General features: G+C 43.5%; 19 protein-coding genes and 2 tRNA genes. 9 read left to right on the plus strand and 12 right to left on the minus strand.

From position 1 onward, the window contains the following. Positions 1–39: 39 nt before the first annotated feature. A tRNA-Arg gene (locus E4K71_RS04835) sits at positions 40–116 on the minus strand. A gap of 183 nt (positions 117–299) precedes the next feature. On the opposite strand from E4K71_RS04835, the gene E4K71_RS04840 reads away from it, so the two are divergent. Together E4K71_RS04840 and E4K71_RS04845 are read left to right on the plus strand one after the other, a co-directional pair. Then, positions 300–1,115: a phosphate/phosphite/phosphonate ABC transporter substrate-binding protein gene (locus E4K71_RS04840; RefSeq protein WP_206201957.1), complete on the plus strand. Its 816-nt coding sequence runs from the start codon at positions 300–302 to the stop codon at positions 1,113–1,115. 24 nt (positions 1,116–1,139) lie between these two features. Further along, on the plus strand, positions 1,140–3,368 hold the full coding sequence (locus E4K71_RS04845) for an ATP-binding protein (protein WP_135077304.1): 2,229 nt from the start codon (positions 1,140–1,142) through the stop codon (positions 3,366–3,368). Positions 3,369–3,376: 8 nt separating this feature from the next. Here E4K71_RS04845 and E4K71_RS04850 read toward each other — a convergent pair whose 3' ends face one another. Both E4K71_RS04850 and E4K71_RS04855 read right to left on the minus strand, forming a co-directional pair. Next, positions 3,377–3,868, minus strand: coding sequence for a response regulator (locus tag E4K71_RS04850; RefSeq protein ID WP_135077306.1), 492 nt, complete (start codon positions 3,866–3,868; stop codon positions 3,377–3,379). Continuing rightward, the gene (locus E4K71_RS04855; protein ID WP_135077308.1) at positions 3,865–5,160 is read right to left on the minus strand and encodes a hemerythrin family protein; all 1,296 of its coding nucleotides are present in this window, start codon (positions 5,158–5,160) and stop codon (positions 3,865–3,867) included. The genes E4K71_RS04850 and E4K71_RS04855 overlap by 4 nt, the downstream gene beginning before the upstream one ends. 193 nt (positions 5,161–5,353) lie before the next feature. Between E4K71_RS04855 and E4K71_RS04860 the strand changes: the two genes are divergently transcribed. Next, a complete protein-coding gene (locus tag E4K71_RS04860; RefSeq protein WP_135077310.1) occupies positions 5,354–6,034 on the plus strand; it encodes a hypothetical protein in 681 nt (226 codons plus the stop codon). A 21-nt stretch (positions 6,035–6,055) separates the two neighbouring features. After that, entirely contained in the window at positions 6,056–8,800 is a 2,745-nt protein-coding gene (locus tag E4K71_RS04865) for a response regulator (RefSeq protein WP_135077312.1), read from the plus strand. On the opposite strand, the gene E4K71_RS04870 is transcribed toward E4K71_RS04865, so the two are convergent. Continuing rightward, complete coding sequence (locus E4K71_RS04870; RefSeq protein WP_135077314.1) at positions 8,797–11,418, minus strand: ATP-binding protein; 2,622 nt, start codon at positions 11,416–11,418, stop codon at positions 8,797–8,799. The genes E4K71_RS04865 and E4K71_RS04870 overlap by 4 nt on opposite strands. A 254-nt stretch (positions 11,419–11,672) precedes the next feature. On the opposite strand from E4K71_RS04870, the gene E4K71_RS04875 reads away from it, so the two are divergent. Continuing rightward, positions 11,673–14,864 carry a PAS domain S-box protein gene (locus E4K71_RS04875; RefSeq protein ID WP_135077316.1) on the plus strand — a complete coding sequence of 1,064 codons (3,192 nt, stop codon included), beginning with the start codon at positions 11,673–11,675 and terminating at the stop codon, positions 14,862–14,864. A 318-nt stretch (positions 14,865–15,182) separates the two neighbouring features. Here the strand turns inward: E4K71_RS04875 and E4K71_RS04880 are convergent, their stop codons facing one another. The 3 genes from E4K71_RS04880 to E4K71_RS04890 form a co-directional block, all read right to left on the minus strand. Next, positions 15,183–15,563 carry a hypothetical protein gene (locus E4K71_RS04880; RefSeq protein ID WP_135077318.1) on the minus strand — a complete coding sequence of 127 codons (381 nt, stop codon included), beginning with the start codon at positions 15,561–15,563 and terminating at the stop codon, positions 15,183–15,185. A 17-nt stretch (positions 15,564–15,580) separates the two neighbouring features. Then, a complete protein-coding gene (locus tag E4K71_RS04885) occupies positions 15,581–15,823 on the minus strand; it encodes a hypothetical protein (protein WP_135077320.1) in 243 nt (80 codons plus the stop codon). 343 nt (positions 15,824–16,166) lie between these two features. Continuing rightward, positions 16,167–16,236 (minus strand) — tRNA-Ser (locus E4K71_RS04890). Between the two features lie 144 nt (positions 16,237–16,380). Between E4K71_RS04890 and E4K71_RS04895 the strand changes: the two genes are divergently transcribed. Then, positions 16,381–17,649, plus strand: a complete 1,269-nt coding sequence (locus E4K71_RS04895; RefSeq protein WP_135077322.1) for a site-specific integrase — start codon at positions 16,381–16,383, stop codon at positions 17,647–17,649. On the opposite strand, the gene E4K71_RS04900 is transcribed toward E4K71_RS04895, so the two are convergent. Beyond that, positions 17,641–18,681: a hypothetical protein gene (locus E4K71_RS04900; RefSeq protein WP_135077324.1), complete on the minus strand. Its 1,041-nt coding sequence runs from the start codon at positions 18,679–18,681 to the stop codon at positions 17,641–17,643. The genes E4K71_RS04895 and E4K71_RS04900 overlap by 9 nt on opposite strands. 381 nt (positions 18,682–19,062) lie before the next feature. Between E4K71_RS04900 and E4K71_RS04905 the strand changes: the two genes are divergently transcribed. After that, positions 19,063–20,427: a DUF87 domain-containing protein gene (locus E4K71_RS04905; RefSeq protein ID WP_167730293.1), complete on the plus strand. Its 1,365-nt coding sequence runs from the start codon at positions 19,063–19,065 to the stop codon at positions 20,425–20,427. Here E4K71_RS04905 and E4K71_RS04910 read toward each other — a convergent pair. From E4K71_RS04910 to E4K71_RS04920, 3 genes are read right to left on the minus strand one after another with little or no spacing between them, the layout of a single operon-like run. Then, positions 20,400–21,041, minus strand: a complete 642-nt coding sequence (locus E4K71_RS04910; RefSeq protein WP_135077328.1) for a hypothetical protein — start codon at positions 21,039–21,041, stop codon at positions 20,400–20,402. The two genes, E4K71_RS04905 and E4K71_RS04910, sit on opposite strands and share 28 nt — an antisense overlap. Next, the gene (locus tag E4K71_RS04915; protein ID WP_135077330.1) at positions 21,025–21,411 is read right to left on the minus strand and encodes a hypothetical protein; all 387 of its coding nucleotides are present in this window, start codon (positions 21,409–21,411) and stop codon (positions 21,025–21,027) included. The genes E4K71_RS04910 and E4K71_RS04915 overlap by 17 nt, the downstream gene beginning before the upstream one ends. Before the next feature lie 54 nt (positions 21,412–21,465). Then, positions 21,466–22,470, minus strand: a complete 1,005-nt coding sequence (locus E4K71_RS04920; protein WP_135077332.1) for a hypothetical protein — start codon at positions 22,468–22,470, stop codon at positions 21,466–21,468. A gap of 62 nt (positions 22,471–22,532) precedes the next feature. Here E4K71_RS04920 and E4K71_RS04925 point away from each other — a divergent pair, with 62 nt between their 5' ends. Together E4K71_RS04925 and E4K71_RS04930 are read left to right on the plus strand one after the other, a co-directional pair. Then, a complete protein-coding gene (locus E4K71_RS04925) occupies positions 22,533–22,805 on the plus strand; it encodes a hypothetical protein (protein ID WP_135077334.1) in 273 nt (90 codons plus the stop codon). Positions 22,806–22,810: 5 nt separating this feature from the next. Next, positions 22,811–23,092, plus strand: coding sequence for a type II toxin-antitoxin system RelE/ParE family toxin (locus E4K71_RS04930; protein WP_135077336.1), 282 nt, complete (start codon positions 22,811–22,813; stop codon positions 23,090–23,092). A 45-nt stretch (positions 23,093–23,137) separates the two neighbouring features. On the opposite strand, the gene E4K71_RS04935 is transcribed toward E4K71_RS04930, so the two are convergent. Further along, a complete protein-coding gene (locus E4K71_RS04935) occupies positions 23,138–23,365 on the minus strand; it encodes an AlpA family phage regulatory protein (RefSeq protein WP_135077338.1) in 228 nt (75 codons plus the stop codon). Positions 23,366–23,413: the final 48 nt, after the last annotated feature.

A 23,413-nucleotide genomic window follows, 5' to 3' on the forward strand; every position in this document is an offset into this window, starting at 1 on the left:
ATCATACTTTAGATGTAAATTGCAAGCTTTGGGAGGAAATGGCGGTCCCGGCGCGATTCGAACGCACGGCCTTTTGCTTCGGAGGCAAACGCTCTATCCAACTGAGCTACGGGACCTTATCCAAGTCGAAAAGTGGGCGCACAATACAAGACATGATCTGCTTCGTAAAGTAGGCATCGCATTAATTTTTAACGAAGCTAATTTTATACATTCCAAAGTGATATAAATAGGGTTATGTGTTGATTTGCTGGTCTTGAATATTTATCTTCGGGGCTTATTTCTGGGTGAAGGAGTTTTTTATGCAAAAAATGTCAAAATTTTGTGCAGTTTTGCTTGTTTCTGCAGGTGTTTCTTCTATGGCGCAAGCCAGTGAGAAGGTTTTTACCTTTTCGGTTGTGCCGCAACAATCGGCAAGCAAGACAGCTGCAATCTGGAACCCTGTCTTGAAATATCTTGGGGAAAAAACAGGCCAGAAGTTTAAACTTTCAACAGCCAAGAATATTCCTACTTTTGAAAAACGTTTGGCAAATGGCGAAGCCGATTTTTCCTATATGAACCCTTATCATTATACGGTTTTTCATGAACGTTCCGGCTATAATGCCATTGCACGGGCCAAGGACAAGCGGATTAAGGGTATTGTTGTTGTGCGTAAAGACAGCCCCCTTGGCAAACTTGAAGAACTGAACGGGCAAACTCTTGCTTTCCCATCACCTGCTGCCTTTGCTGCCAGTGTGTTGCCGCGTGGTTATTTGAAGGCCAATAACATCAATATCACACCGAAATATGTGTCGTCACATGATTCTGTTTACTTGAATGTGATGAAAGGGCGTATGGTTGCGGGTGGGGGTATTATGCGTACCTTTAACAATACAAAACCGGAAGTGCGCGAACAGTTGAAAATCCTGTGGACGACCAAAGGCTATACACCGCATGCGATTGCTGCTCATAAGCGGGTTGATCCTAAAATTGTAACAGCTGTTCAACAGGCCCTTGTCGATTTATCTGCAACAGAACAAGGTCTTGCCATGGTGGGGAAGATGAAACTGAAAGGTTTTATCAAGGCACAGAACGAAGATTGGGATGATGTGCGCAGCTTGAAGCTCAACCAGCTTTAAGATCATTTGGTTGGACCGTTTGCTATGTCATTAAGGCTCAAGACCATCCTTGGGATTGCCATTATCGAAGGCTTGCTGTTGCTGGCCTTAATTATGATGAGCCTTAATGTCTTTAGTGCCACGCTGGATCAGGAGCTGGTGAAATATGGGACATCGACGTCCCGTATTTTTGCGGCCACCACGCGTGATGCGGTGATTGAAAGCGATCTGGCGACGCTTGACAGTTTTGCCGACAGCGTTCTGGAAAATCCGGGCATGGTCTATGTGCGGGTTTTGGATAGTCAGGAAGAGGTTCTGGTTGAAAAGGGGGAGGAGCGTTTTCTCAAGGCCCCGTTTGTCCCTGATGAAAGTTTAGCCCAAGCTAAAAACGATGGTGTGTATGATACCTTTGCCGATATTCGGGAAGATGACTTTTTCATTGGTCGGGTTGAGCTTGGGATTGAAGCCAGCCGCTTGAACCAGATTTTGGTGGACACACGTAATAAAGCCACGGTTATTGCCTTGGTTGAAATTATGTTGGTCGGTTTGTTTTCCCTGATTTTGGGAACTTATCTGACCCGCCAAATTTTGAATTTGAAACAGGCAACGCAGCGTCTTGTTTCTGGTGATCTTGGGCATGAGGTTACTGTTAAATCCAATGATGAGATTGGGGACCTCGGGCATAGTTTCAATGCCATGTCGCGAAAGCTCAAGGAAGCCCACGTACAGTTGGATGAGCAACGGGCCTATCTGGAAAGTGTAATTTTCAATATTCTTGATGGGATCATTATTTTTGATCGTGAGGGGCTGATTCAAGATTGCAACCCGGCGATTAAAACCATTTTCGGCTATGACAAAGAAGAAGTTGTCGGGAAAAATATTTCAATTCTTTTGCCTGAAGGTCAGCATAAAAGGCGTCATCAGGAATATTTGGCCTCTCCGGTATTGATGGAGAGAGTTCTACAGGCCAAAAGAGAATTGGTTGCTGAGAAAAAAGACGGCAGCAAAGTCTATATTGAACTATCCATTAATCAGATGGATGACCATAGGGGCGAAGAACATTTCGTAACGATCATCACGGATATTTCCCGGCGCAAGCAAGATGAAATCAGGTTGCAGGTGGCTTTGGACAAGGCCCATCAGGCCAGTAAGGCCAAATCTGAATTCCTGGCGGCAATGAGCCACGAAATTCGCACGCCGATGAATGGGATCATCGGAACGGCAGATTTGCTTTCCAGCACAGGGCTGAACCCGGAACAAGCGGGCTATGTCGACACCATCTGCCATTCCGGGGATATGCTGCTGACGATCATTAATGATATTTTGGACTATTCCAAGATTGAGGCGGGACAGATGAATTTGGAATCTGTTCCCTTCGTTCTCAATGATTTGGCGAAAAGTGTGATTGATCTGTTACAGGCCCGCGCTGATGAAAAGGGGCTGAAACTTGTCTATCAACACAGTGGTGATCTGAAAGGCATGTTTATCGGGGACCCAACCCGCCTGAGACAGGTTTTATTTAATCTGTTGGGTAATGCCATTAAGTTTACAGAGCGGGGACAGGTTTCCTTGATGGTGAAGCCCTCAGCAGCCGGGCATTTATATTTTGCTGTGACAGATACCGGTGTGGGGATTTCAGAAGACCACCAGGAAAAGATTTTTGAAAGTTTCAGTCAAGCCGATGGTACCATCACGCGTAAATTTGGTGGGACGGGGTTAGGGCTGGCTATTTGTTCCAAAATTGTCCAGATCATGGGCGGTGAGATTGGTGTGCAAAGTATAGAAGGCCAGGGCAGTACTTTCTGGTTTGATGTGCCCCTGACCTATCAGCATGTTGCTGTCGCAGAAGAAAAAACGGTGCAAGAACCTGCTCCAGTATCCAATGAAAGTAGCACAGCCGACATTGGCACAAAGAAGATTTTGGTGGCTGAAGATAATGATGTGAACCGGGAAATTGTACGCATGTATCTTGAAAAAATGGGCCATGAGTGTGTCTTGGCGGAAAATGGCCTGGAAGCCCTTGGTGCTGTGACGCAAGATCAATTCGATCTGATCCTGATGGACATGCAAATGCCTGAAATGGATGGCTTAAGTGCAACGCGTGAAATCAGAAAATTGTCATCTGAGTTGGGCGCTATTCCGATTATTGCATTGACGGCCAATGCCTTGCATGAAGATCGTGAAAGATGCTTTGAAGCTGGTATGACGGGATTCTTAGCCAAGCCGATCAAGAAAAAAGAGCTGGAAGAAGCTTTGATTACGGCGCTGTCTTAGGACCTGACCTAGCGTTTGCGCCGCTCTATACTGACGTCATAATGGCGACAACGCCGGTCGGGGCCTTTGTATGTTGGGCCGTTGATAAAGGGCTTGGGGTGTGTAATCAAGGAAACGATATGGCTGTATAATGAACGCGCACTAAAGGGTTTGACGAGGAATTCATTAACCCCAACGTCACGGGCCTGACTGACACTGGAGATATCGGTGACGGCACTCACCATCAAGATGTGGGCATATTGATAACTTTCGAAATCGGCCTGTCTGATTTTCTGGACCAGATCAATCGTTGTGCTGTCTTGTAAGGCGTATTCCATGATTAGGATATGAGGATAGCCGCAATTGAGAATATCCCAAAAATCCTCTTCGCTGAGGGTGATGAGAACTTTCTGAAAACCAAAATTTTCCAGATAAGTCTTTATGATATGGGCCGAAGCTTCATCACGTTCTAAAACAAGTGCGGTGAGTTTTTGAAAATTCATACGTGCCCGGTCACTCATTCTTTTTCTCCAAACCAGTTTTTGGGCAAGTTGTAGTCTTTCAACAGGTCTGTAATCTCCTGATTATGTTTTTTGACGATTTCCTTATAGCCAAAATCCGTCAGGGCAATATGTTTTAAGTGCCAGTTTTTATAGCGAATGGCTTTTTCCAGCAGGCTGTCGTTATTGGGGGAGTTCAGGCTTTCATTGCGGATATCCACAATCTCGGCCAATAGATTTTCATGCTCTTTTTTATGGTCTTCCAATGACGGGTCGCCAAATTTCTCAAGGATCATTTCCTCGCGCCCAAAATGGATACGTGTGTAGGCTTCTAACATGACGATAATGCTATCGGTAATGAAAAGACTGCCTTGTTTTTCGTATTCCCGGTACAGCATTTTGATCAGATGTAAAATATAGCGGTGATCTTCGTCAAATTCATTACATCCGGTGCGATAGGCGGCTTTGAAATTAAAGTCTTCTGCGCAAACCCGTTCTGCAACAATTGGGCGGTAATGCTTTTTACCGTTTTTGCCGGCCAGTATTTCAGTCAGCTTTTCCTGACTATCAACATTGCGTTCCAAAATGTCGGCAAAATCATCATCAATTTCAAAATTATTTTTATAATCATGTAGGAGCTTATGCAGGCGTTCCAGCAGCCGTGTACCTAAATCTCCACCTTTGCCGATAAGCTTGTGTGTCAAAATAAGCTGAATGGAATTGCTGAAAGCTTTGAGAATTCGAACTCTATGAATTGGTTGAGCTTGCGGGGCGGTGATTTGATCAAGAAAACGATCCAGCTGATCGCCCACAATACTAAGCAAGGGATAGTTATAGCAGTCCCCCTGTGCCTTAAGGTCATAAGTCTTATGCTGAATTGACGGGAGTTGTTGACCTAATGTGACTGGGTTGACGACCAGCGTGCTGATCACTTCGTTGAGTTGTGCAACCAGCTTTTCACATAGAGAGATAAAATGCCCTGATTGTGAAAGAAGGGCCTTATTTGCTTTTACAAGAATTTGGTTATCAACGAGATTGACCTCGTGCAGGTTCACAAGATTACGCAATGCAGGGGTGAGGGCAGGTGTAAAGCTTTTCAGGGCAGGGCATTCTCCCTTTTTGACCCGTCGGGCAGCTTCGGCCAAGGAGTCGGCCTCGACCTTATAGAGTTTGAGCTCCTGAAACTGGTCTGTTTTTTCTTCCAGATCGAAATTGGCACAAATATCTGTCCAATAAGTTGCGGCCTCCTGCTTTCCCCAGAAGCTGGAAAAGTCTCTTTCCCCAGACTTGCGTATGGTTTGAACGACGTACATTTACCCCTATCCACTTTTAAAGTGCTGTTTTTATTTACATTATACAAAAAAAGGGGAGGGTTGAATTGATTCTTGTTAACTGAACTCTAAATTTTTAACTTTATTTAAAATAAAGATATGGTTTTTCTTATCTATTTTGTACATTAGTATAAACTGACAAAGACGCACTTATAGGGAACGATAGGACTGAGAGATGAATCAAACGCGTGCCGTTATTTTGATGGTGACATTTGCCTACCTTTGCCTATTCGGTATTTATTATGTGACGATGAATTTGTCGGAAGAATTGTTGCGCAAATCCATCACACAGGCAACGCAGTCGGCCAATCAGACGGTTACCAAAATCTTTGTGAATGATGTGTATCCCGATATTACAGAACAGCTTGACCTTGATGACCGGGCGGAGGGACTAACAGGGGAGGCTTTGGACATCGTTGATCATAAAGTCCGTTCATTCATGTTTGGCACGGATGTCTTGAAGGTCAAAGTCTTTAACCTGGCTGGGTTGACGGTCTATTCCACCGAACATGCCCAGATTAATCAAAGCCGTGAAGATAATTCAGCGTTTCAGACCGCAGCTCAAGGCGGTCTTGGTAGCCAGATCACCCATAAAGGAAAATTTTCCGCGATTGATCAGATGGTCTTTGATCGTGATCTTGTTTCTTCCTATATTCCAATTCGTGACAAGAAACGGCGTATTCTTGGTGTGCTGGAGGTTTATACGGATCGAACAGCTGAATTGGCAAAAGTTGCGGGTTTTCTTAATCAGCTGAAATCAACACTGATTATTGCCTTGAGCATAACCGGATTGGGGATAAGCCTCTTGATGTGGGTATCGCTTTATCGCAAAGTAGACAAGTCGACAGACGAATAATGCATGAGGGTATGAAGGTCAATGGCAAGATTTTTAGGGGGCATTGAGGCACGTATTGCTGTGACCTTGACGGCGGCGTCTTTGGTGCTGGCTGTCGTTATTCTGCTTTTGGCCCATACCTATACCAGAAATACCGATAATACAGCTTTGGTGATTGCGGCAAAATCTTATTCCCACGCCATTTCGTCTTTTAGAAATTTTTATGCCAATGTTTTGCTGGATAATATTCACACTGATGCCGTGGATATTACCCATGAATATGCCAAAAAAGAAAATGCCCTGCCGATCCCTGCGACATTTACCATTGATTTGGTCAGTTTTCTAAATGGCACAGATACAACACTGCATGTCACACTGGGCAGTCAATACCCTTTTCCCTGGCGCAAGGATCGTAAGATTGATGCCTTTACTCTGGAAGCGATCAGCTATTTTTCCGCTAACCCAAGTGATGATTATTACAAGATTGTTGAAAGGGCAGGGGAACGATATCTGAAATTTGCCACGCCCATTATCATGGGGGAGGGTTGTGTCGGGTGCCACAATAGCCACCCCGATACCCCTAAAAATGATTGGAAAATTGGGGATGTCCGTGGGGTGCAGGTTGTGAGCCTGCCTGATACGAGTATTGCCGGGCGCAGTGATATCTGGTTTGCCTATCTGGTCTTGTCTTTTGCAGTCTTCCTCATCATTACGTTTTCAGCCGTTGCCCTTTTGTTAAAGCGAAACAAGGCGGTGCTGGATGATTTGAATGATGAAACCGCCCGCTTGGCCCAAGCCAACCAATCCTTGAGCGCAAAGGATAAGGACCTGCGGGAGGCATTGGATAAGGCCAAGGCAGCCAGCGAAGCCAAGTCTGAATTTTTGGCAACCATGAGCCATGAAATCCGCACCCCTATGAACGGTGTGATCGGGATGACAGGGTTATTGCTGGAAAGCCCCTTAAATGATCAACAGCAACATTATGCCCAGACGATTAGAGGATCTGGGGAGGCATTGCTTCACATCATCAATGATATTCTGGATTATTCCAAGATGGAAGCTGGGCGCTTGCGCCTTGAAATGGAAACCATCCCTGTACGGACCTTGATTGAAGAAATTATCGAGCTGCTGGGGCCACGGGCTTATGAAAAGGATATTGAGCTGGCTTATCTTGTTGCCCCAGAAGTTGCGCCTTTCTACGAAGGGGATTCCGGGCGTTTACGTCAAATTCTTCTAAACTTGATTGGGAATTCGATCAAGTTTACGGAAAAAGGCGGGGTGTCGCTGGAATTGTCCTTACAGGCAGATGGTGCGTTGCGTTTTGCTATTCGGGATACCGGGATTGGCATTTCGCAAGCCCAACAGGAAAAACTATTTGCCAGCTTTAGTCAGGTTGATTCTTCCATTGCCCGTCGTTTTGGCGGAACTGGGCTGGGGCTTGCGATCTCCAAACAGTTGGTGGAATTGATGCAAGGCCGGATCGGTGTAGAAAGCGAACTGGGTCAGGGCAGTTGTTTTTGGTTTGAAATCCCCTTGAATGTTCTGGACTTAGGGGAACTGCCGTCCCGTGCTGGGCAAACTTCATGGGATCATCCGCTATCTGCTTTGATCATTGATGATAATCAGGTCAATCGTGAAATCTTTGAACGTCAGATGGAAGGCTGGAATATTCAAAGTGATACATGTGCATCTGTTCAGGATGCAGCTCACAAAATGCGGGAAAGAGAGTATGACTTCCTGCTTCTCGATATTCAGATGCCGGAACAGTCGGGCCTGGACTTGCTGGAAGACCCTGCCTTTAAACAAAATGTGACAAAGACAAAGGTGATTGTTGCCTCCTCCATTCATAAAGAAGAGCTGGCAGGGGGGGGAAGTCTGGAAAAGGCAGATGTATTCCTGACAAAACCTGTGCATCAATCCAATTTATATAATGCCATTGTCGATTTGTTTGCGCCGGGTGATGTCAAAAAAGTTGTCGCCCCGAAACCTGTCGAGCCAAAGAAGCTTGTTTCTGAGTTGTCCTTGCGGGTGCTGGTTGCAGAAGACAATTATGTCAACCAAGAGGTCGTGACGGGCTTTTTGCGCCGTATGGGCCATCATAGCGATGTGGTTGGCAATGGATTGGAAGCTGTTGAGGCTGTCAAAACCATTCCATATGATTTGGTGTTAATGGATGTGCAAATGCCTAATATGGATGGCTATGCCGCTACACGCGAGATCCGAAAACTGGCAGCCCCGTTATGCGATATCCCGATTATTGCGGTGACGGCGAATGCCATGAAAGGTGATGCTGAAAAATGTCTGGAAGCTGGCATGGACCAATATTTGGCAAAACCGATTAACAAGGCTGAATTATTCAATGCCATTGCGCAGACTTTCGGTGTGGAGGTTACACAGGAAGAAGAGCCTCGCCCGTCTGTTCAGCCTGTACCAGAAGCTGGTGGCCCTTGTCCGCTTGATTGGGAGTTCCTCCACGGGCGTGAAGAGGATTTGGATAAGGATAGTGTTGAAATGTTGCTGGGGAACTTCTTTGGCAACCTTCCTGAACGTATCGAAAAACTTACAGAGGCAGTAAAACAGGGTGATCATACGTCCTTGAAAAAGGAAGCGCATAGCCTGAAAGGGGTTAGTGCGAACATGGGGCTGAGCAAAATGTCTGAGATCGCCCATGACTTTGAAGGCGAGATTGAGCTCGGTGAAAATTCCCAAGGCTTGGAAATGTGTCAACAGCTCTCTGTTATTGCGGAACAAAGCCGTATTGAATTGTTAAAACGCTATGAGTTTTAAGCACTTTTATCAGCTTCTTCTTTGAGAATATGGATGTCTTCCCCGAGAACTTCGTTGATTGTTGTGACAAGGGTTGTCCAGTTAAGGGGCTTGGAGACATAAGCATCCATGCCTGCTTGTAAATAACTGTCGATATGTTCCTTAATCGCATCCGCTGTAACCGCGATGATGGGGATTTCTGTATTTTTTTTGCGAATTTCTTCTGTCGCCTGTGGTCCATCCATCTCAGGCATTCGTACATCCATTAAAATAATATCAAAATGATCGCTGTGATGAAGTTCAACGGCTTCTTTTCCATTATTGGCAATTTCAAGATGATGCCCATATGCAGACAGGAAGTTTTGCATGATTTTCTGATTAACCAGATTATCTTCTGCAACGAGAATCTTTAGAGGGCGCACGGCGTGGTAACTGCTGGCACGGATCTCTTTTTCTTTGCGGCCAATCGCTTGTTGGACAGGGTGGTAGGGCAGGGTAAACCAGAATGTACTGCCTGTCCCTTCAATGCTGGTGACACCAATTTCACCACCGAGAAGTTCGGTCAGCTTCTTACAGATCACTAGGCCAAGTCCTGTCCCTTCATATTTGCGTGAAATAGAAGCATCAGCTTGTGTAAATTGATTAAACAGGTTGGCAATGGTCTTTTCATGGATACCAATGCCGGTATCGGTAATGGTGAATTTGAGATACGGATTGGTGCCTGTATCAGTCAGGGACTGGCATGTCAGTTTCACCTGACCTTCGTGGGTGAATTTATGGGCATTGCCGATCAGGTTGACAAGAATTTGGCGAATGCGTGTTGGATCTGAACGGATTTCACGGGGGAAACCGTCTTCATATTCAATAAATGTTGGCACCTCTTTACCTGCAGGATGAGCCTTTTTGAACATAGAGGCCACATCATCAATCAAATCCTCTAAATGAAAATCAATATGTTCGACTTCCATTTTGCCGGCTTCAAGTTTGGACATATCAAGAATATCATTGATGATCCTGAGCAGGGAGTTCGTCGACCCTTTAATACTGTTGACCAATTCCTTATTGTCATTTGAAAGGTCTGCTTCCAACAGCATATCAGAAAACCCGATAACGCCGGTCATGGGGGTGCGTAGTTCGTGGCTCATGGAGGCGAGGAATTCTGATTTGGCCTTGTTTGCTTGTTCAGCAGCGGTTTTTTCTGTCAGGGTCCGCTGATGGGCTTCTTTTAATTCCGTAATATCACTGACTAAGGTTACGGTATTGCCATCCAGTGTCAGGTTACGTGTGACCTGAAAGATTTGGCCGTCGGGTCGATGGTCTTCGAAAGTTTTATTGCTGGGATTCTTAAGAGAATTCACCCGTGTTTGTACCAATTCATCAATGTTCCCTTCACCATAATCGCCCCGTTCTGCCAGATAACGCAGGAAGCTGGGGTAATAGGCACCAGGCTGCAAATATTCTTTGGGGGCATGATAAAGGGCGGGGAAGGCATCACTGCTGAAAATAATCTTTAGGTCAGGACCTGTGAGAACCATGGCACCGGGGAAATGGTCTAAGGCAATACGTAGACGTTTCTCATTTTCTTCGGCCTGCTTTTTTGATTTTTCCAGTCGTGCATGGGACTTGTTTGTTTGAAAAATGAAAAGAAGCAATCCAAATGTAACAGCAACGGCAGTGAAGCCTGAAATGACAAGTTCCCGGTGAATGTGATGATGGCCCTGCGTCCCCGCAAAAGAGTGATCAATACAGGATATGATGTAGATATCAGAAAGGGATTTGGAACTGTTTGAGGGGGAAAAGCGGGAAGACTGAATTTTGCGATAAACCCATTTCTGATCCTTTCCTTTCTCCTTAATGATATCGGTTTGGCCTGCCAGAACTTTTTGCCATATCGTGGGGTGCTGCCATTTGAAACCGACTTCTTTATCAAACATAAAGCCCCAGTTATTGTCTGCATTAGGGCTGGACAGGCTATACCCATCTGCAGTGACAATATAACGCTTGGCATGGGTTTCTATTTCTGAGGAAGGAAGGTTCAGCAAGCCAGATGCATCATGGTTGATGATGAGATAGCCAATTTTCAGGTCCTGCTTGTAAATGGGGGTGGCCACACGAAAAATAGGCTGGATCGGTTCGACGATTTGCCCAAATTCAACGTTCAGGTCCAGCTGGCTGAGGAAAACCTGATTCTCAGTAAGTTTTTGTGCCTCTTTGACATAATATCGTTGGGATTTATCCTGTAGACCCTCTTGGGGAACGATTTCAATCTGATCTTTGTTATTCAGGCGCAAAATTTCACGGCCATTCAGGTCTGTGACGCGAATTTGCAGATAATTCTTATTGATCTGCAACAGCCTTTTATATCTTTCAGACAAGAGTGTCTGGTCACTGGGGTGACGGTTGATAATGAAATTGATTAGTTCCAGTGAATGGGCCAGGTAGCGGGTGTCATTGGTGATTTTTTCAAGGTCTTTTGCAAAAAGTGCAGTTTGTCGGCTTAATAAGTTGTTTTCCGATGTGCTCACTTCTTTTTGCATGTTTTCATGCAGCCAACTTGCAAGCAAAAGCCATAGGGCCAATGGGATGATGATGGATGCAATAATCGCAAATATATATTTTTGTCTTATTGAAAAAATCATAATAATCCCTTGTTCACATCTGCGCAGCCTATCCTATCTTGTCGCTTTATTGAAGGGGGAAGAATACTTAATGTATTAAGGGTTTTGTTTGTATTGTTGAAATTGTCGTAATAGTATTTTGCAATTGAATGCTGTTATAAAACAGTTCCGATATAAAAGGGCGCTTTTTATAAGCAATCTCTAGTTTAGTTTGTGCTTTTGAGCGATCTCATGTAAAACAATCGGCAGATTTTGTTCCTCAAAAGGGGTGGGAAATGAAGCAAGACAAAAACTTGGCGTGGCAATTGATGCCTGTGCAATTGTTGGCCGCAATTGTTTTTGCTGGGGCTGTTTTCTTTCTTTTTCCCTATCTTTCGCAAAAAAATGCTGAAGATCAGGCGATTAGCACCGCAGGCCAGCTGGCCCATCAGGTGAAGACATTACGCGCATATTATACCAATAATGTCGTAAGCAAGGTCATGCGCGGTGATAATAATATCACTGTCAGTGCTGATCATATGGGGAAAGATAATGTTATTCCCTTGCCTGCTAGTATGGTGAATGATCTGGGCGACCTTTCTAAGGGGGAACAGTTTAACCTGAGCTTTTACAGCCCATATCCTTTCTGGAAAAATAAACGCCCCGCGATGGATGCGTTTAACCAAAATGCATGGGCTGCGCTGAACCAGAACCCCGGGGAACCTTATGCAGAAACGGTGATGCAGGATGGGCAGCATATCATCCGTGTGGCGATTGCAGATACAATGGCGAGCAAGGCATGTGTGGAATGCCATAATACCCATCCTGAAAGCCCTAAAACAGACTGGAAAATGGGGGATGTTCGCGGGGTTGTTGAGGTCTCTGCCAATATTTCACAAGCCATTATTCAAAGTCAGTTACAAGGGCTTTATCTTGCCCTGGCAATGGTCGCGGTTTTTGGTGGCATTATTCTGATCTCTTTTCGAAAAACACTGGCGCAAGTGGATCAATGGTCCAGCGATTTGCAAGTGCGTGAAGAGGATTTGGAAAAAGCTCAGGCGATTGCCAAGGTTGGCAGCTGGAAATATGAACGCACAGCCAATCAAATTCATTGGTCCGATGAAATATATCGTTTGATCGGTGTGAATAAACAAATGGTTCTGCCCTCTTATGCGACCTATAAAGAAGCCATTCACCCTGAGGATCTTGACTTTGTGCGCGGCCAATATCTGAAATCCCTGTCTGGGGGGTATGTCTATGATCTGGAATACCGCATTGTCAGACAGGATGACCAGCAAGTCATCTGGGTCCACGAAAAATGTGAACATATCTTCAACGAGGCGGGCGACAATATTTTCTCAAGTGGTACGATTCAGGATATTACGGAACGGGTCCATGCCAAAAAGGCCCTGATTGATAGTGCTCAGCGATCGCGCACAATTGTTGATATGGCCCTGGATGGGATCATTACGATTAATGCCAAAGGTATTATTATTTCGGCCAACAATGCTGCAGAACAGTTGTTTGGCTACTCCCAGCAAGAACTTGTCGGACAGAATATTTCCCTGATTGTTCCTGCGCCCTATAAAGACAGCCATGATGATTATATTCAGCGCTATCTGGAAACAAAGGAAGCCAATGTCGTTGGCCGTGCACGGGATGTTTTTGCCCAACGGCGCGATGGAACGCCGTTCCCTGTGCGTTTGGCCGTTAGTGAGGTCATGCTGGATGACGACTTGCATTTTGTTGGTATTATCTCAGACCGTTCTGCTCAGAAAGCGGCGGAAGAGCATGTGCGCTCCTTGTTGGCAGACACCGAGGTTGTGTCACAAATTCAGGCATTGTCTCTGACTTCAAAAAGTTTAAAAGACATTTTGAATGAAGCGCTAGAGCTGATTTTGAAGCGTGATATGCTGGATTTACTCGGCATGGGGGCTGTTTTCCTCTACGAAGAAGACAGTGACGAGCTGGTTATGGTTGCTGAACGTGATTTGCACCCGGCCGTAAAGGCGCAGTGCTCACAGCTCGCTCTGGGGAGTTGTTTATGTGGTAAGGCAGCTCAAACAGGTCAGGCGATTTTTAAAAGCTATATTGATGAAGACCATACCAATATCAGTGTGGAAAATATGTTTCCTCACGGGCATGCCTGTATACCACTGAAATATGAAGAGAAACTTCTGGGGGTTTTGAACCTTTATCTCCCCGATGGGGTGGAAATGAGCGAGAAGGAAGAACTCCTCATTCGAAATGTGGCTGCAACACTGGCGGGGTTGATCCAGCGTAAAAAGACAGAACAAAAGCATCTGATCGCTAAAGAAAAGGCAGAATTATCCAGCCGGGTGAAATCTGAATTCCTGGCGTCTATGAGCCACGAATTGCGTACCCCGATGACAGGGGTTATCGGTTTTGCTGACCTCCTTCTGGAAGATGATCTGAACGAGGAAAGCAAGGATAAGGTTCACCGCATTAAAAGTTCCACCAATGCTTTGTTGCGTGTGGTGAATGATATTTTGGATATGTCCAAGCTGGAAGCCGGAAAAATGGAGGTTGAGGATATCGACTTCCATCTGCGGAGTCTGGTTGAAGATGTCCATTCCATGTTTGCTCTAAAACGTCGCAAGGATACGGCCGTAACCAGCCGAATTGAATTTTCAGAAGATTTTCCGGATGCGCTTCATTCTGATCCGACACGGATCAGGCAGGTTTTACTGAACCTGTTAGGAAATGCGTTTAAATTTACCCATGAGGGCGAGATTCTTTTACGTGCGGAATTAAGCCAAAGCCTGCAGGGGGAACCGGTTGTCAAATTCTCTGTACGCGATACGGGGATCGGGATGGATGATGAGACGCTGGATCGTCTTTTCCATAACTTTACGCAGGCTGATGCCTCTATTTCACGTAAATATGAAGGCACAGGTCTGGGGCTTGCCATCAGTAAGCGACTGGTTGAATTGATGGGTGGAAATATCGGTGTTGACAGTACAGTCGGGGAAGGTAGTACCTTCTGGTTCACAATCCCTTATGAAGAAGTTCAGACTGAGGTTAAACCGGAAAAACAGGAAGTGCAGGCCAGTAAATACAAGGCTGTGCGTCATTTAAATGTTCTGTTGGCCGAAGATAACCGGGTGAACCAGCTGATCATTCAGAAGTTTTTAGCGGCTTATGGCCATACAGTGACCATCGCCCAAAATGGGTTGGAGGTCTTGGACTTGCTTGTTCAAAATGAAGCGGGTTTTGACCTTATTTTGATGGATGTGCGCATGCCGGAAATGGACGGAACAGAAGCGACCCGCCATATCCGTGCTCAATCCACCGCCCAAGCCGATATTCCGATCATTGCTGTGACTGCAGATGCGGTAAAGGAAAATATTGACGGGTATTTTGAGGCTGGTGTGAATGGCTATGTCTCCAAACCACTCAACTGGCTGGAACTGATCACCACGATGGATAAAGTCCTGGGTGAAGAGGTTCATATCCCTAAGGAATGATGCTGGTTTTCTGTTCTTTTAAGGTTAGAAAACCTCTAGGTATCTTTGCTGAATCTCTTCGCCAGAGCTTCAGCTTTTCTTTTAATTGCTAGGATTTGTGCATCAGTTAGGTTTTTATGGAATTTTGTATGTTTGTCTAAGATTGCTTCTGGAAAGCTAAGATGTGCAATCATCTGGAAGAGTTGGACATATTGCCAAAATAGAACGTCTCTTTGAGTTAATCCCGTTTCTTTTTGTATTTTGTATAGAGGCGTTTAATCCCCATACTCGCCGTTGGATGAAGATGATCCAACTTTTGAGATGCTTTTTAGTTAGCTGTTAAAATGATAGTTTTTCGTATTCAGTCCATACTTGTTGACCATTCTCTAAACCGACTTTTAGATATTGCAAAGTAGTGTGTTCATCCACAACGATGCTTTTTTGGTCCAGTGGACCTGTTACTTTAGTTCCTTTAGCAACTTCCGAGCAGTGTGGCTCTGAGAGAAGCTCAACGAATAATTCAATCTCATCTTTCGCCATCGCTTCCATTGACTTGATAAAACCATCGACCTTTTTACATGCTGTTCCAGCAGTAATAAAACTTCCTGACTTTGAGGTGTTTGAGATCGGAGAAATTATTGCGGTTATGCTTTTTTCCAGATTATTAATTTGCTGTGTTCGCTTCCCTTTGTTGTTTAGATAATCTACCCCCAGTATCATTAGTGTTTGTGGGGTGATCAGAGTGTTGGGGAAATCGGCGCATTAGATGCAGCTTTCATTGCCTTAACTTGTTTCAGCCACATAGAATATTTACAGCATTCGTCAAAGCCGTACTGATGGAACTCTTTGTCGTTCTTGAATGCTTGTAACTGATTAAACAGTTTTTGGTAGTTTGTTTGACGCTGCTGGTCAGATGCCTCAGCCGTTGAAATATTAAGTGCAAGAAGGGTGATTAAGGCTAATTTAGCAAAGGTTTTCATCGTTGACTCTCATAATAATGGGAATGCAGCATCTTCTCTGCGAGAGTAGAGTTATTGATAATAATAAAAGGTTGTATTGAATGTGTCTATTCCAAGGGTTTGATTATCTCACAAATGATTTTCACATTTTTTGAAAGGCTAGGAGTGCTGCGCACTTCCAGCTTATTTTTTGTGTGAAAAATAGAAAAAATGAGAGCGGAATTAAAAATAAATACTGTTATTTTTCAAATCAGTAGCGATCTGAATGGCTTCTCACAAAAGTTTCTCACAAGTTTTGTATGCGAGGGTGTTTATAGGCAAGAAAAAACCCGCAGAAAGCTATAATTTCTGCGAGTTTGAAAACTGGTGCCTCCACACGGACTCGAACCGCGGACCTACTGATTACAAATCAGTGAAACATGCTGAATATAGGCGAAAGTCTAATAATAAAAATTGTAATTAAGTATATGTTTTAAATAAAATAATATGGATTATATAAATATAGTTGAACATTGACGAATATGAGAAAATAGGATAAATGTGTTACCTTAAAGTTACCTAAAAATTGGGGGCACGTCATGCCTAAAGTAAAATTAACGGCTCTTGCCGTTGAGAAAATCCAAGTCCCGGAAAAGGGGCAGGTGGATTATTTTGATGCCTCCATGCCAGCTTTTGGTGTTCGTGTTTCATATGCGGGATCAAGAACCTTTTTTGTTATGACGAGATTGTTAGGAAAACAAATTCGTCTGTCATTGGGCAAGGCTCAGTGTGGCAGGATTGAAAACGGTCTTTCTCTTAAAGATGCTAGGGCAAAAGCCGGAGAATGGGTGGAGCTAGCCCAGCAGGGTATTGATCCTCGAAAATTACGTAATGACGAGAAGAAAAGAAACGAGACCACTTTTCAAAATACATTCTCGGTCGTCGCAGATCGCTTCATGCGCCAGTATGTGAAACCTCGTTTGGCAGTGAAAACCCAGAAGGGGTATGACGGTGTGTTGTTCGGGCAAGACTTGGATGGATGGAAAAATATCCCTGTTGCAACGATCAGTCGGGCCGATGTACGTGAGCGATTGGAATATATCGTGGAAAGAGGCTGTCCGACTTTAGCGAATAATACGCTCGCCTATTTGCGAAAATTTTTTAACTGGTGTGTTGATCAGGAACTTATTGAACATTCACCTGTAGACCGCCTCAAAGCACCAGCGCCGAAAGTTGTCGGTGATAGAGTATTGTCTGAAGATGAAATCAAGGTCGTTTGGCAAGCTTTTGAGAATGAAGGATTGGTTTTTGGTGATTTGTTCAAATTGCTGCTACTGACAGGTCAAAGGCGTTCAGAAGTTATTGAAATGACGATTGATGAATGTCGAGGCTTGAATACTCTGGAACCCATTTGGGAAATTCCAGCGCATCGCACAAAAAACAAAAGACCTCAAATTGTCTACCTTTCGCATATGGCTGCTGAGATTGTTCGTAATCGCCCTATATTTGGTGAGAAAGGCTTTTTGTTTACGACCAATGGGGCAACGCCTGTATCGGGTATCAGCAAGGCCAAGAAACGGATTGATGAAGATATCGAGAGTATTTGTAAGAAAAAAGAAATACCCGTAATCCCGCATTGGAGGATACATGACTTACGCCGTTCTATGGTTACAATTATGAACGAGCAGTTGTCTATTCCCCCTCATGTCGTTGAGGCGTGTGTGAACCATATTTCCAGCGGTGCCAAAACAGGCGTGGCAGGTGTTTACAATAAGGCTCTGTACCTGAAAGAACGCAGAAAAGCTTTTGATGCCTGGGGGACGTTTGTTCAAGAGCTACTTAATGAGAAACAATCTGTCTTAGTGTAATTTTTTCTTTTCAGGAGCGTAATTTGTGGGGATGAAGTTAACGGCTTCTTGGTGATACCAGCCAATGATCTCTTCTGCTAACTTTGCACCTTGACTTGCTGCCTCTTTCGCTTCTTCAGCATAGGCATTTAACGAAGAATTCAATTCAGCAGTTCTGGCAGTTATAAAATTGTGCAAAATATGATTTCGGCTTTTGCGCCATTCATTAACCTGATCCAATAGCTTTGTGGCTTCCTCGTTCTTTTTCAATGATTTTTGACTTTCCCGTATCAGATTAAAGAACTTTGTGTCTTTGAACCCTTTTCTTTTTGCATGACAATATTGATATAGGCAATTTCTGATAATTGATTCTTCAAGTGCGACAGCTTCTAGGTAAAATTCAGCCGAGATAGCTTCATTTATCTTGGTTAAGCCCTCTTGTTGTGCGGTGTGGCGATCAAGAAGGTTCGCTTGTGCTTGTTCATAAGGGATATCGTTTGTTAGTGCGTTATGTAACGTTTCAAAGCCTGTTACGCCTTTCTCCTTAGCTCCTTGACGGTCAAATTCTTTCATAAAGCCAAAGAATTGATCGTGTAATCCATTTATGAAAGTGTGGACGAACGTCCATTCCGGCTTCGCCCATGCGTGATAGAGACCTTCTTCTAGTATTGGTAATTCCATTAGATCGTGTCCTATGCCGTATATCCAATGGGGCATAACGTAGAGCAATGCTGATGGGTGAATTAGAGTGGCAACTTTATCGGGGTAGGCAATTGCCATTTCGGGTGTCCAGTTATTAATCGGATACACTTTTATCCAACTTTCCAACTCTTCGATGGGACGTTCATTTTCCTTAGCCCAATCGTAGATCATAGCGATGAGAAAATCATACATATCTCTGGGCTGAGGGGATAAATGGAGAATGTCGTCTGCTGCAAAACATTGAGATAAGCGGACACAGAAGGCTTCAAGGTCTAACCAGCCATTACCATCCAAATGTTTGTGTGTTTTGATATATTCGTAGAACATTTCAACTTCTTCATTTTTATTCATTTTCTATGCTCAACGGTTTGGATGTTATCTGTTGGTGAAAGTTTATGGTCACACTGTAAAGTCGTATATTAAATAACGATATCAATATAAAGATAATTGTTCATTTTAGAGCGAAAATGAAATAGTCGGCCTTTTAAATTCGTTATTTTCCTGTTTCTCTACGTAAAATTTTTTCCAATTGAAATGTAGCTCATTGGAATTGCGTTGGAAAATCAATTGGAAATTTCACAGTTGTTCTTGAGGAATTACGATTAGGTCGAACTTAATTGAAGAAATCTGCTCAAGTTAAACCCATTTATCGGCTGGTTACTTTTATTGCCGCTAAGGTGTCTGATTTTAGGGTTTGGCCTGATTGGAATTATGTTGCTCTACTGTGTTGGCTTGGGACGTAGTTACCTTGCAACGATCATCAAAAATATTGCTTCTGATTTTCTTTTTTTCTCAAACGATGACCTTGATGAAGAACGCAAGAAACATATGCACTTGTTGGGGGCAACGGGAGCCGGGAAGTCATGTGCAATTGAATATTTCCTTGATGATAATATTCGAAAAAAACAAGGTTTTCTTTTGATTGAACCACATGGGGAACTCTCTGGCAGGGTGATTGCCAATAAACGTTTTCTCAAAGCATATCCAAAGCTTCTTCTGCTGGATTTTGACCAATCCCCACCAGCCTTCAATTTTTTTGCCCTACCTCTGCCTGAGAAAAATCCACAACAATTTATCAATGGGCTGGCAAGTGATATCACCAGCGCGTTTGCAACCAACATGCAGCCTTCAATGACGGAGGCTCAATTCATTATGCTGCGAAACCTGTTTATTGCCGGATTTTATATGAAGCAAGCAACCTTCTTGGATATTCTGGACTTACTTTCTGACAATGCAGCCCAAAAAGCTCAAGCCCTGTTACCCAGCTTACCGACACCACCATTGCAGAACTATTTTCAACAAGATTTTTTGGCGGGAGATGCCAAACGAACTCGTCAGACTTTACGAGGAAGATTGAACAGCTTTGTTATCCCCCGGCAAATGTATGAAAGTTTGTGCGCAAAGACCTGTGATATTGATTTTCGATCTGTTCTGGCAGAGGGAAAACATGTCATTCTCAAGGCTACGACCACTACATTGGGGACGTTTGAGGCGGTTACGGTTGGGAACCTCATTCACAGTATTTTTGCGAAATATGTCTTTGAGCGATTGAAATGTGCCGAACAGCCCAAACCCTTCTTCGTTTATTTTGATGAAGCTCAGTATTACATGAACGAAACCGTTGAGCGTTGCCTGACAGGTGCCAGAAAGACAGGGGTGAGCTATACGCTTGCTCATCATGAATTGGGGCAAGTAGGCATGTCCGCTTCTGCGCAACGCACGATCATCAATAATACGAATGTCAAAATATATGGTTCCCTCAAATGGAAAGACATGAAGGAAGCAGCCGATATTTTAGGACTGGATGATAGGTGCCGGCTTTCAAAACTGAAGCCAGGTCATTTCTTTATTAAGGCTGGAAGAAAAGAGAGTTTCTATAAACATTTTCCTGCACGATTTTCGATCAAGAAAGCAGGGTTCGGACGGGGCTGGTTTATCAACGCTTATGCGAAGTCACATGAAACGAAAAACATGCTGAAACGTATCATGAAAAAACCGTCTCCTCCCATGTATGAAAAGACAGTAGATCGTCCACTGCCACCAAAAACTAAACCATTTAACTTTAATCCTCATGGGAACATGCCTTTCTCATCGTGATCTGGTGATCCTGTTGCACCTTCAGGACAAAGTGAGCCTGACCATCTCTCAAATTCATCGCTTGTGTTTTCAGGTGTTGGGACGGGACAGTGTCTATAAAGGAATATGGCACTGGCAATTAAAGCTTCAGAATCTTGTAATTTTGCTTGCTCGCGCGCGATTTCTAAATCTGCCTTGAGAGTAATTTTTGCCATTTCCTCGGCTTGCTTGTGAAGAAGGATAAGCCGTTTTTCTTCTCTTTCGCATTCATATTTTTTGCCTTGTTCTAAGACGTTTTCGCGGTTAATCCATGCTTGTTCTTCAGCCTCTAAAATCTTGAGCTGTAGTTCATGGCCAATACGCATAATTTCAGGCTGCATTTGTGCTTGCAGCTCGGCTATGTAAACCTTTGAGGCTTCGTATCGCTCTTTAGCGTCTTGTCTGTCTTGGGCTATTTGATATTGCTGCTCTACAGCACGCTTTTTAATAGCTGTTGCTTCGTCTATTTTGGCTTGTCGCTCTTCGAAATGTCTTTCTTTTTGTTGGCGGTCTAGAGCCTCTTTATTGCTTTTTTGTTCTAAGCGCATTTCAGTTAATGCGCGTTGATGTTTTGCGCTATCAGGATCGTAAACCATTATTTACCTCATCGTGTGCGGCCATTGCTTTACGCAAAATACTATCACGGATATTATTTATATTTTCAGTGACATTTTCCCAAGGTTCGTAATCTGGGTCACTTAATAAATCGCTTTCGTCTTTTGCAAATTGGTGAATTTTAGCAATATCTTTATAAACAGAACCGTACCTTTTTATCCAATAAGACAAATATCTTATTTTATCATGCTCATAAGGTTCGGTCTGGTGTGCCATTGCGGTTAAATGGCCTACGTTGTAATCAACTTGGTCTTCCGCCACAAAACAAGCGTTCTGTAACGCTAAAATACTGTCTAAAATTTCCAATTTTTTTTCAGATTTTTCAAGTTGTCGTTGTTGGAATTCTTCCACAATAGCATAGTTAAATTATGCAATATATTAGCAAGAATTAATATAAAGGTAAACCTATTCTTCCCCAAGTTTCATAATTTCATTTTTCATGTTTTCAAATTCACTCAATCCCGAAGCTTGAGAGAGATTATTTTCAAAAGCTTGTCTATCTGCATCGGCTTGTTTTTGGGCAAAGGCTTTTTGGCCTTGTTCACTTCGAATTTGTTTTATTTCTGTTACAAGCTCTGAGATTTCATCTTTTAATACTCTGTTGGCTCGTTCTTCTTCATCAAAAAATACTTCTTGGTAAATTTCAAATGCTTTTGGCCAATCATCAGGATTATATTTATCCAAATTAAAAATGCGGCCTGTAAGGTCACGATTATATGCTGCTATTTCGCGTTCTTTTTGAATTTTTTGTTCTTCTTCAGCCTTAATTCGAGCTTCTTCTTCTCGTTTTTTGCGTTCCTGTTCAGCTTTAACTTTAGCTTCATGTTCTCGTTTTTGTTGTTCTAATATAGCCTGTCCTCTAGCTTTTTCCTCTCGATTTTTTCGATCTTGTTCGGCTTTAACTCTGTCTGCTTCTTCTCGTTTTTTCCGATCTTGTTCAGCTTTAATTTTAGATTCTTTTTCTCGTTTTTTCTCTTCCCGTTCAGCCTTAATTCGAGCTTCTTGATCTTTTTGTTGATCTCGTACTCTTTGGCGTTCTTCTTCTAGCCGTTCAATTTTAGGGTACATTTCGCAACACTTGCTGAGAATTTGTCGAGTGTAGTAGTCAAAGCATTTAGTAAATTCAAAAATGCAATATTCTATAATGGGAATATGAGGCTCGGATATTCGATAAGTTCCGTCCATAAATTTACTAATCCCACCTGTGCGCATTCTATTACCGTACAAGCAAGCTAATAAATCTTCTAATTCTTCCTGTTTTTGGTTCTTGCGTGTATTGAAAAGTTTGTCACTTACCCCTTTGGTTCTCTCTTTTCGGCCAATTTCTTCTTTAATTTTCATTTTGGAGGGGATGTGATACCTAATTCTTTCGCTCAACTCTTCATAAGTTGTGTAATCTTCAATATCCATAACGACTAGCCCTCCTGCATTTTTTTGATTACAATAGAAGCAGATATTAGTAAGGTTTTATTATGGGTACAATTGCTATTTCAGATAATGCAGCATATCAACTGCAAGAGCTATCAGAGCTTACACATGAAGCACCAGAAGAAGCTTTAGCTCATGCTATTGAAGAACGTCTAGACGTTCAACGTTGGCAAGTGCATCAAGTACAAGAGGCTGTAGAACGCGCTGACAATGGCGGGAAATTTATAAGTAATGATGCAATGGGTGCGTGGGTGCGTTCTCTTGGTACAGATAACGAGCTCCCAAGTCCGAAAGCTACTCTAAACCGTAACGACTAAATTCGATGCGTGTATTATGGTTAGAAGGCGCAGAGAGCGACCTTAAGAGCATTTATGAATATATTGCCGCTGAAAATCCTTCAGCGGCTGTTTTCGTTGTGCAAACAATTTATGAAAAGGGCAGTAACCTTGAACAGTTCCCAGAAATGGGAAAGGTTGGAAAAGTTGAGGGCACAAGGGAACTTATTATTGCCGATCTACCTTATATGATCCCGTATCGCATTATGGGAGAAACAGTTGAAATCTTGCGTGTTCTCCATACCTCACGAAAATTCCCCAATATTTAAATTAAAAAGGGATGATTGAGTGTGCACCTCAACCATCCCAGCCCCTCAGAAGGAAGCGTTCAAGTCATTGGACGCATCACGAGCGTTGAGGCGTTGCATAATCCATTCATCAATCTCTGACAGCACCCACGCAACCCGATTTGCGCCTAGTCGAACCCTTTTGGGAAAATGACCTGCTGCTTCGAGCCGTGCAATGTGTTGAGGCGTGTATGGAATACCGCAAATAGTTCTCAACTCCTTCTTTGATACGAGCCTGTTTTTAAACTTTGACATCGGATTTCTCCCTTTAGGGAGGCATCGCGATGCCTCAGTGTGGAAACA

It is taken from the genome of Terasakiella sp. SH-1 (assembly GCF_004564135.1).
Classification (GTDB): domain Bacteria; phylum Pseudomonadota; class Alphaproteobacteria; order Rhodospirillales; family Terasakiellaceae; genus Terasakiella.

Coding starts and splice junctions, on each gene's coding strand:
- E4K71_RS04895 (WP_135077322.1), top strand. CDS start 16,381: ATGCCTAAAGTAAAATTAACGGCTCTTGCCGTTGAGAAAATCCAAGTC.
- E4K71_RS04925 (WP_135077334.1), top strand. CDS start 22,533: ATGGGTACAATTGCTATTTCAGATAATGCAGCATATCAACTGCAAGAG.
- E4K71_RS04885 (WP_135077320.1), bottom strand. CDS start 15,823: ATGAAAACCTTTGCTAAATTAGCCTTAATCACCCTTCTTGCACTTAAT.
- E4K71_RS04930 (WP_135077336.1), top strand. CDS start 22,811: ATGCGTGTATTATGGTTAGAAGGCGCAGAGAGCGACCTTAAGAGCATT.
- E4K71_RS04870 (WP_135077314.1), bottom strand. CDS start 11,418: ATGATTTTTTCAATAAGACAAAAATATATATTTGCGATTATTGCATCC.
- E4K71_RS04910 (WP_135077328.1), bottom strand. CDS start 21,041: ATGGTTTACGATCCTGATAGCGCAAAACATCAACGCGCATTAACTGAA.
- E4K71_RS04855 (WP_135077308.1), bottom strand. CDS start 5,160: ATGTACGTCGTTCAAACCATACGCAAGTCTGGGGAAAGAGACTTTTCC.
- E4K71_RS04875 (WP_135077316.1), top strand. CDS start 11,673: ATGAAGCAAGACAAAAACTTGGCGTGGCAATTGATGCCTGTGCAATTG.
- E4K71_RS04880 (WP_135077318.1), bottom strand. CDS start 15,563: ATGATACTGGGGGTAGATTATCTAAACAACAAAGGGAAGCGAACACAG.
- E4K71_RS04840 (WP_206201957.1), top strand. CDS start 300: ATGCAAAAAATGTCAAAATTTTGTGCAGTTTTGCTTGTTTCTGCAGGT.
- E4K71_RS04920 (WP_135077332.1), bottom strand. CDS start 22,470: ATGGATATTGAAGATTACACAACTTATGAAGAGTTGAGCGAAAGAATT.
- E4K71_RS04850 (WP_135077306.1), bottom strand. CDS start 3,868: ATGAGTGACCGGGCACGTATGAATTTTCAAAAACTCACCGCACTTGTT.
- E4K71_RS04860 (WP_135077310.1), top strand. CDS start 5,354: ATGAATCAAACGCGTGCCGTTATTTTGATGGTGACATTTGCCTACCTT.
- E4K71_RS04845 (WP_135077304.1), top strand. CDS start 1,140: ATGTCATTAAGGCTCAAGACCATCCTTGGGATTGCCATTATCGAAGGC.
- E4K71_RS04935 (WP_135077338.1), bottom strand. CDS start 23,365: ATGTCAAAGTTTAAAAACAGGCTCGTATCAAAGAAGGAGTTGAGAACT.
- E4K71_RS04900 (WP_135077324.1), bottom strand. CDS start 18,681: ATGAATAAAAATGAAGAAGTTGAAATGTTCTACGAATATATCAAAACA.
- E4K71_RS04865 (WP_135077312.1), top strand. CDS start 6,056: ATGGCAAGATTTTTAGGGGGCATTGAGGCACGTATTGCTGTGACCTTG.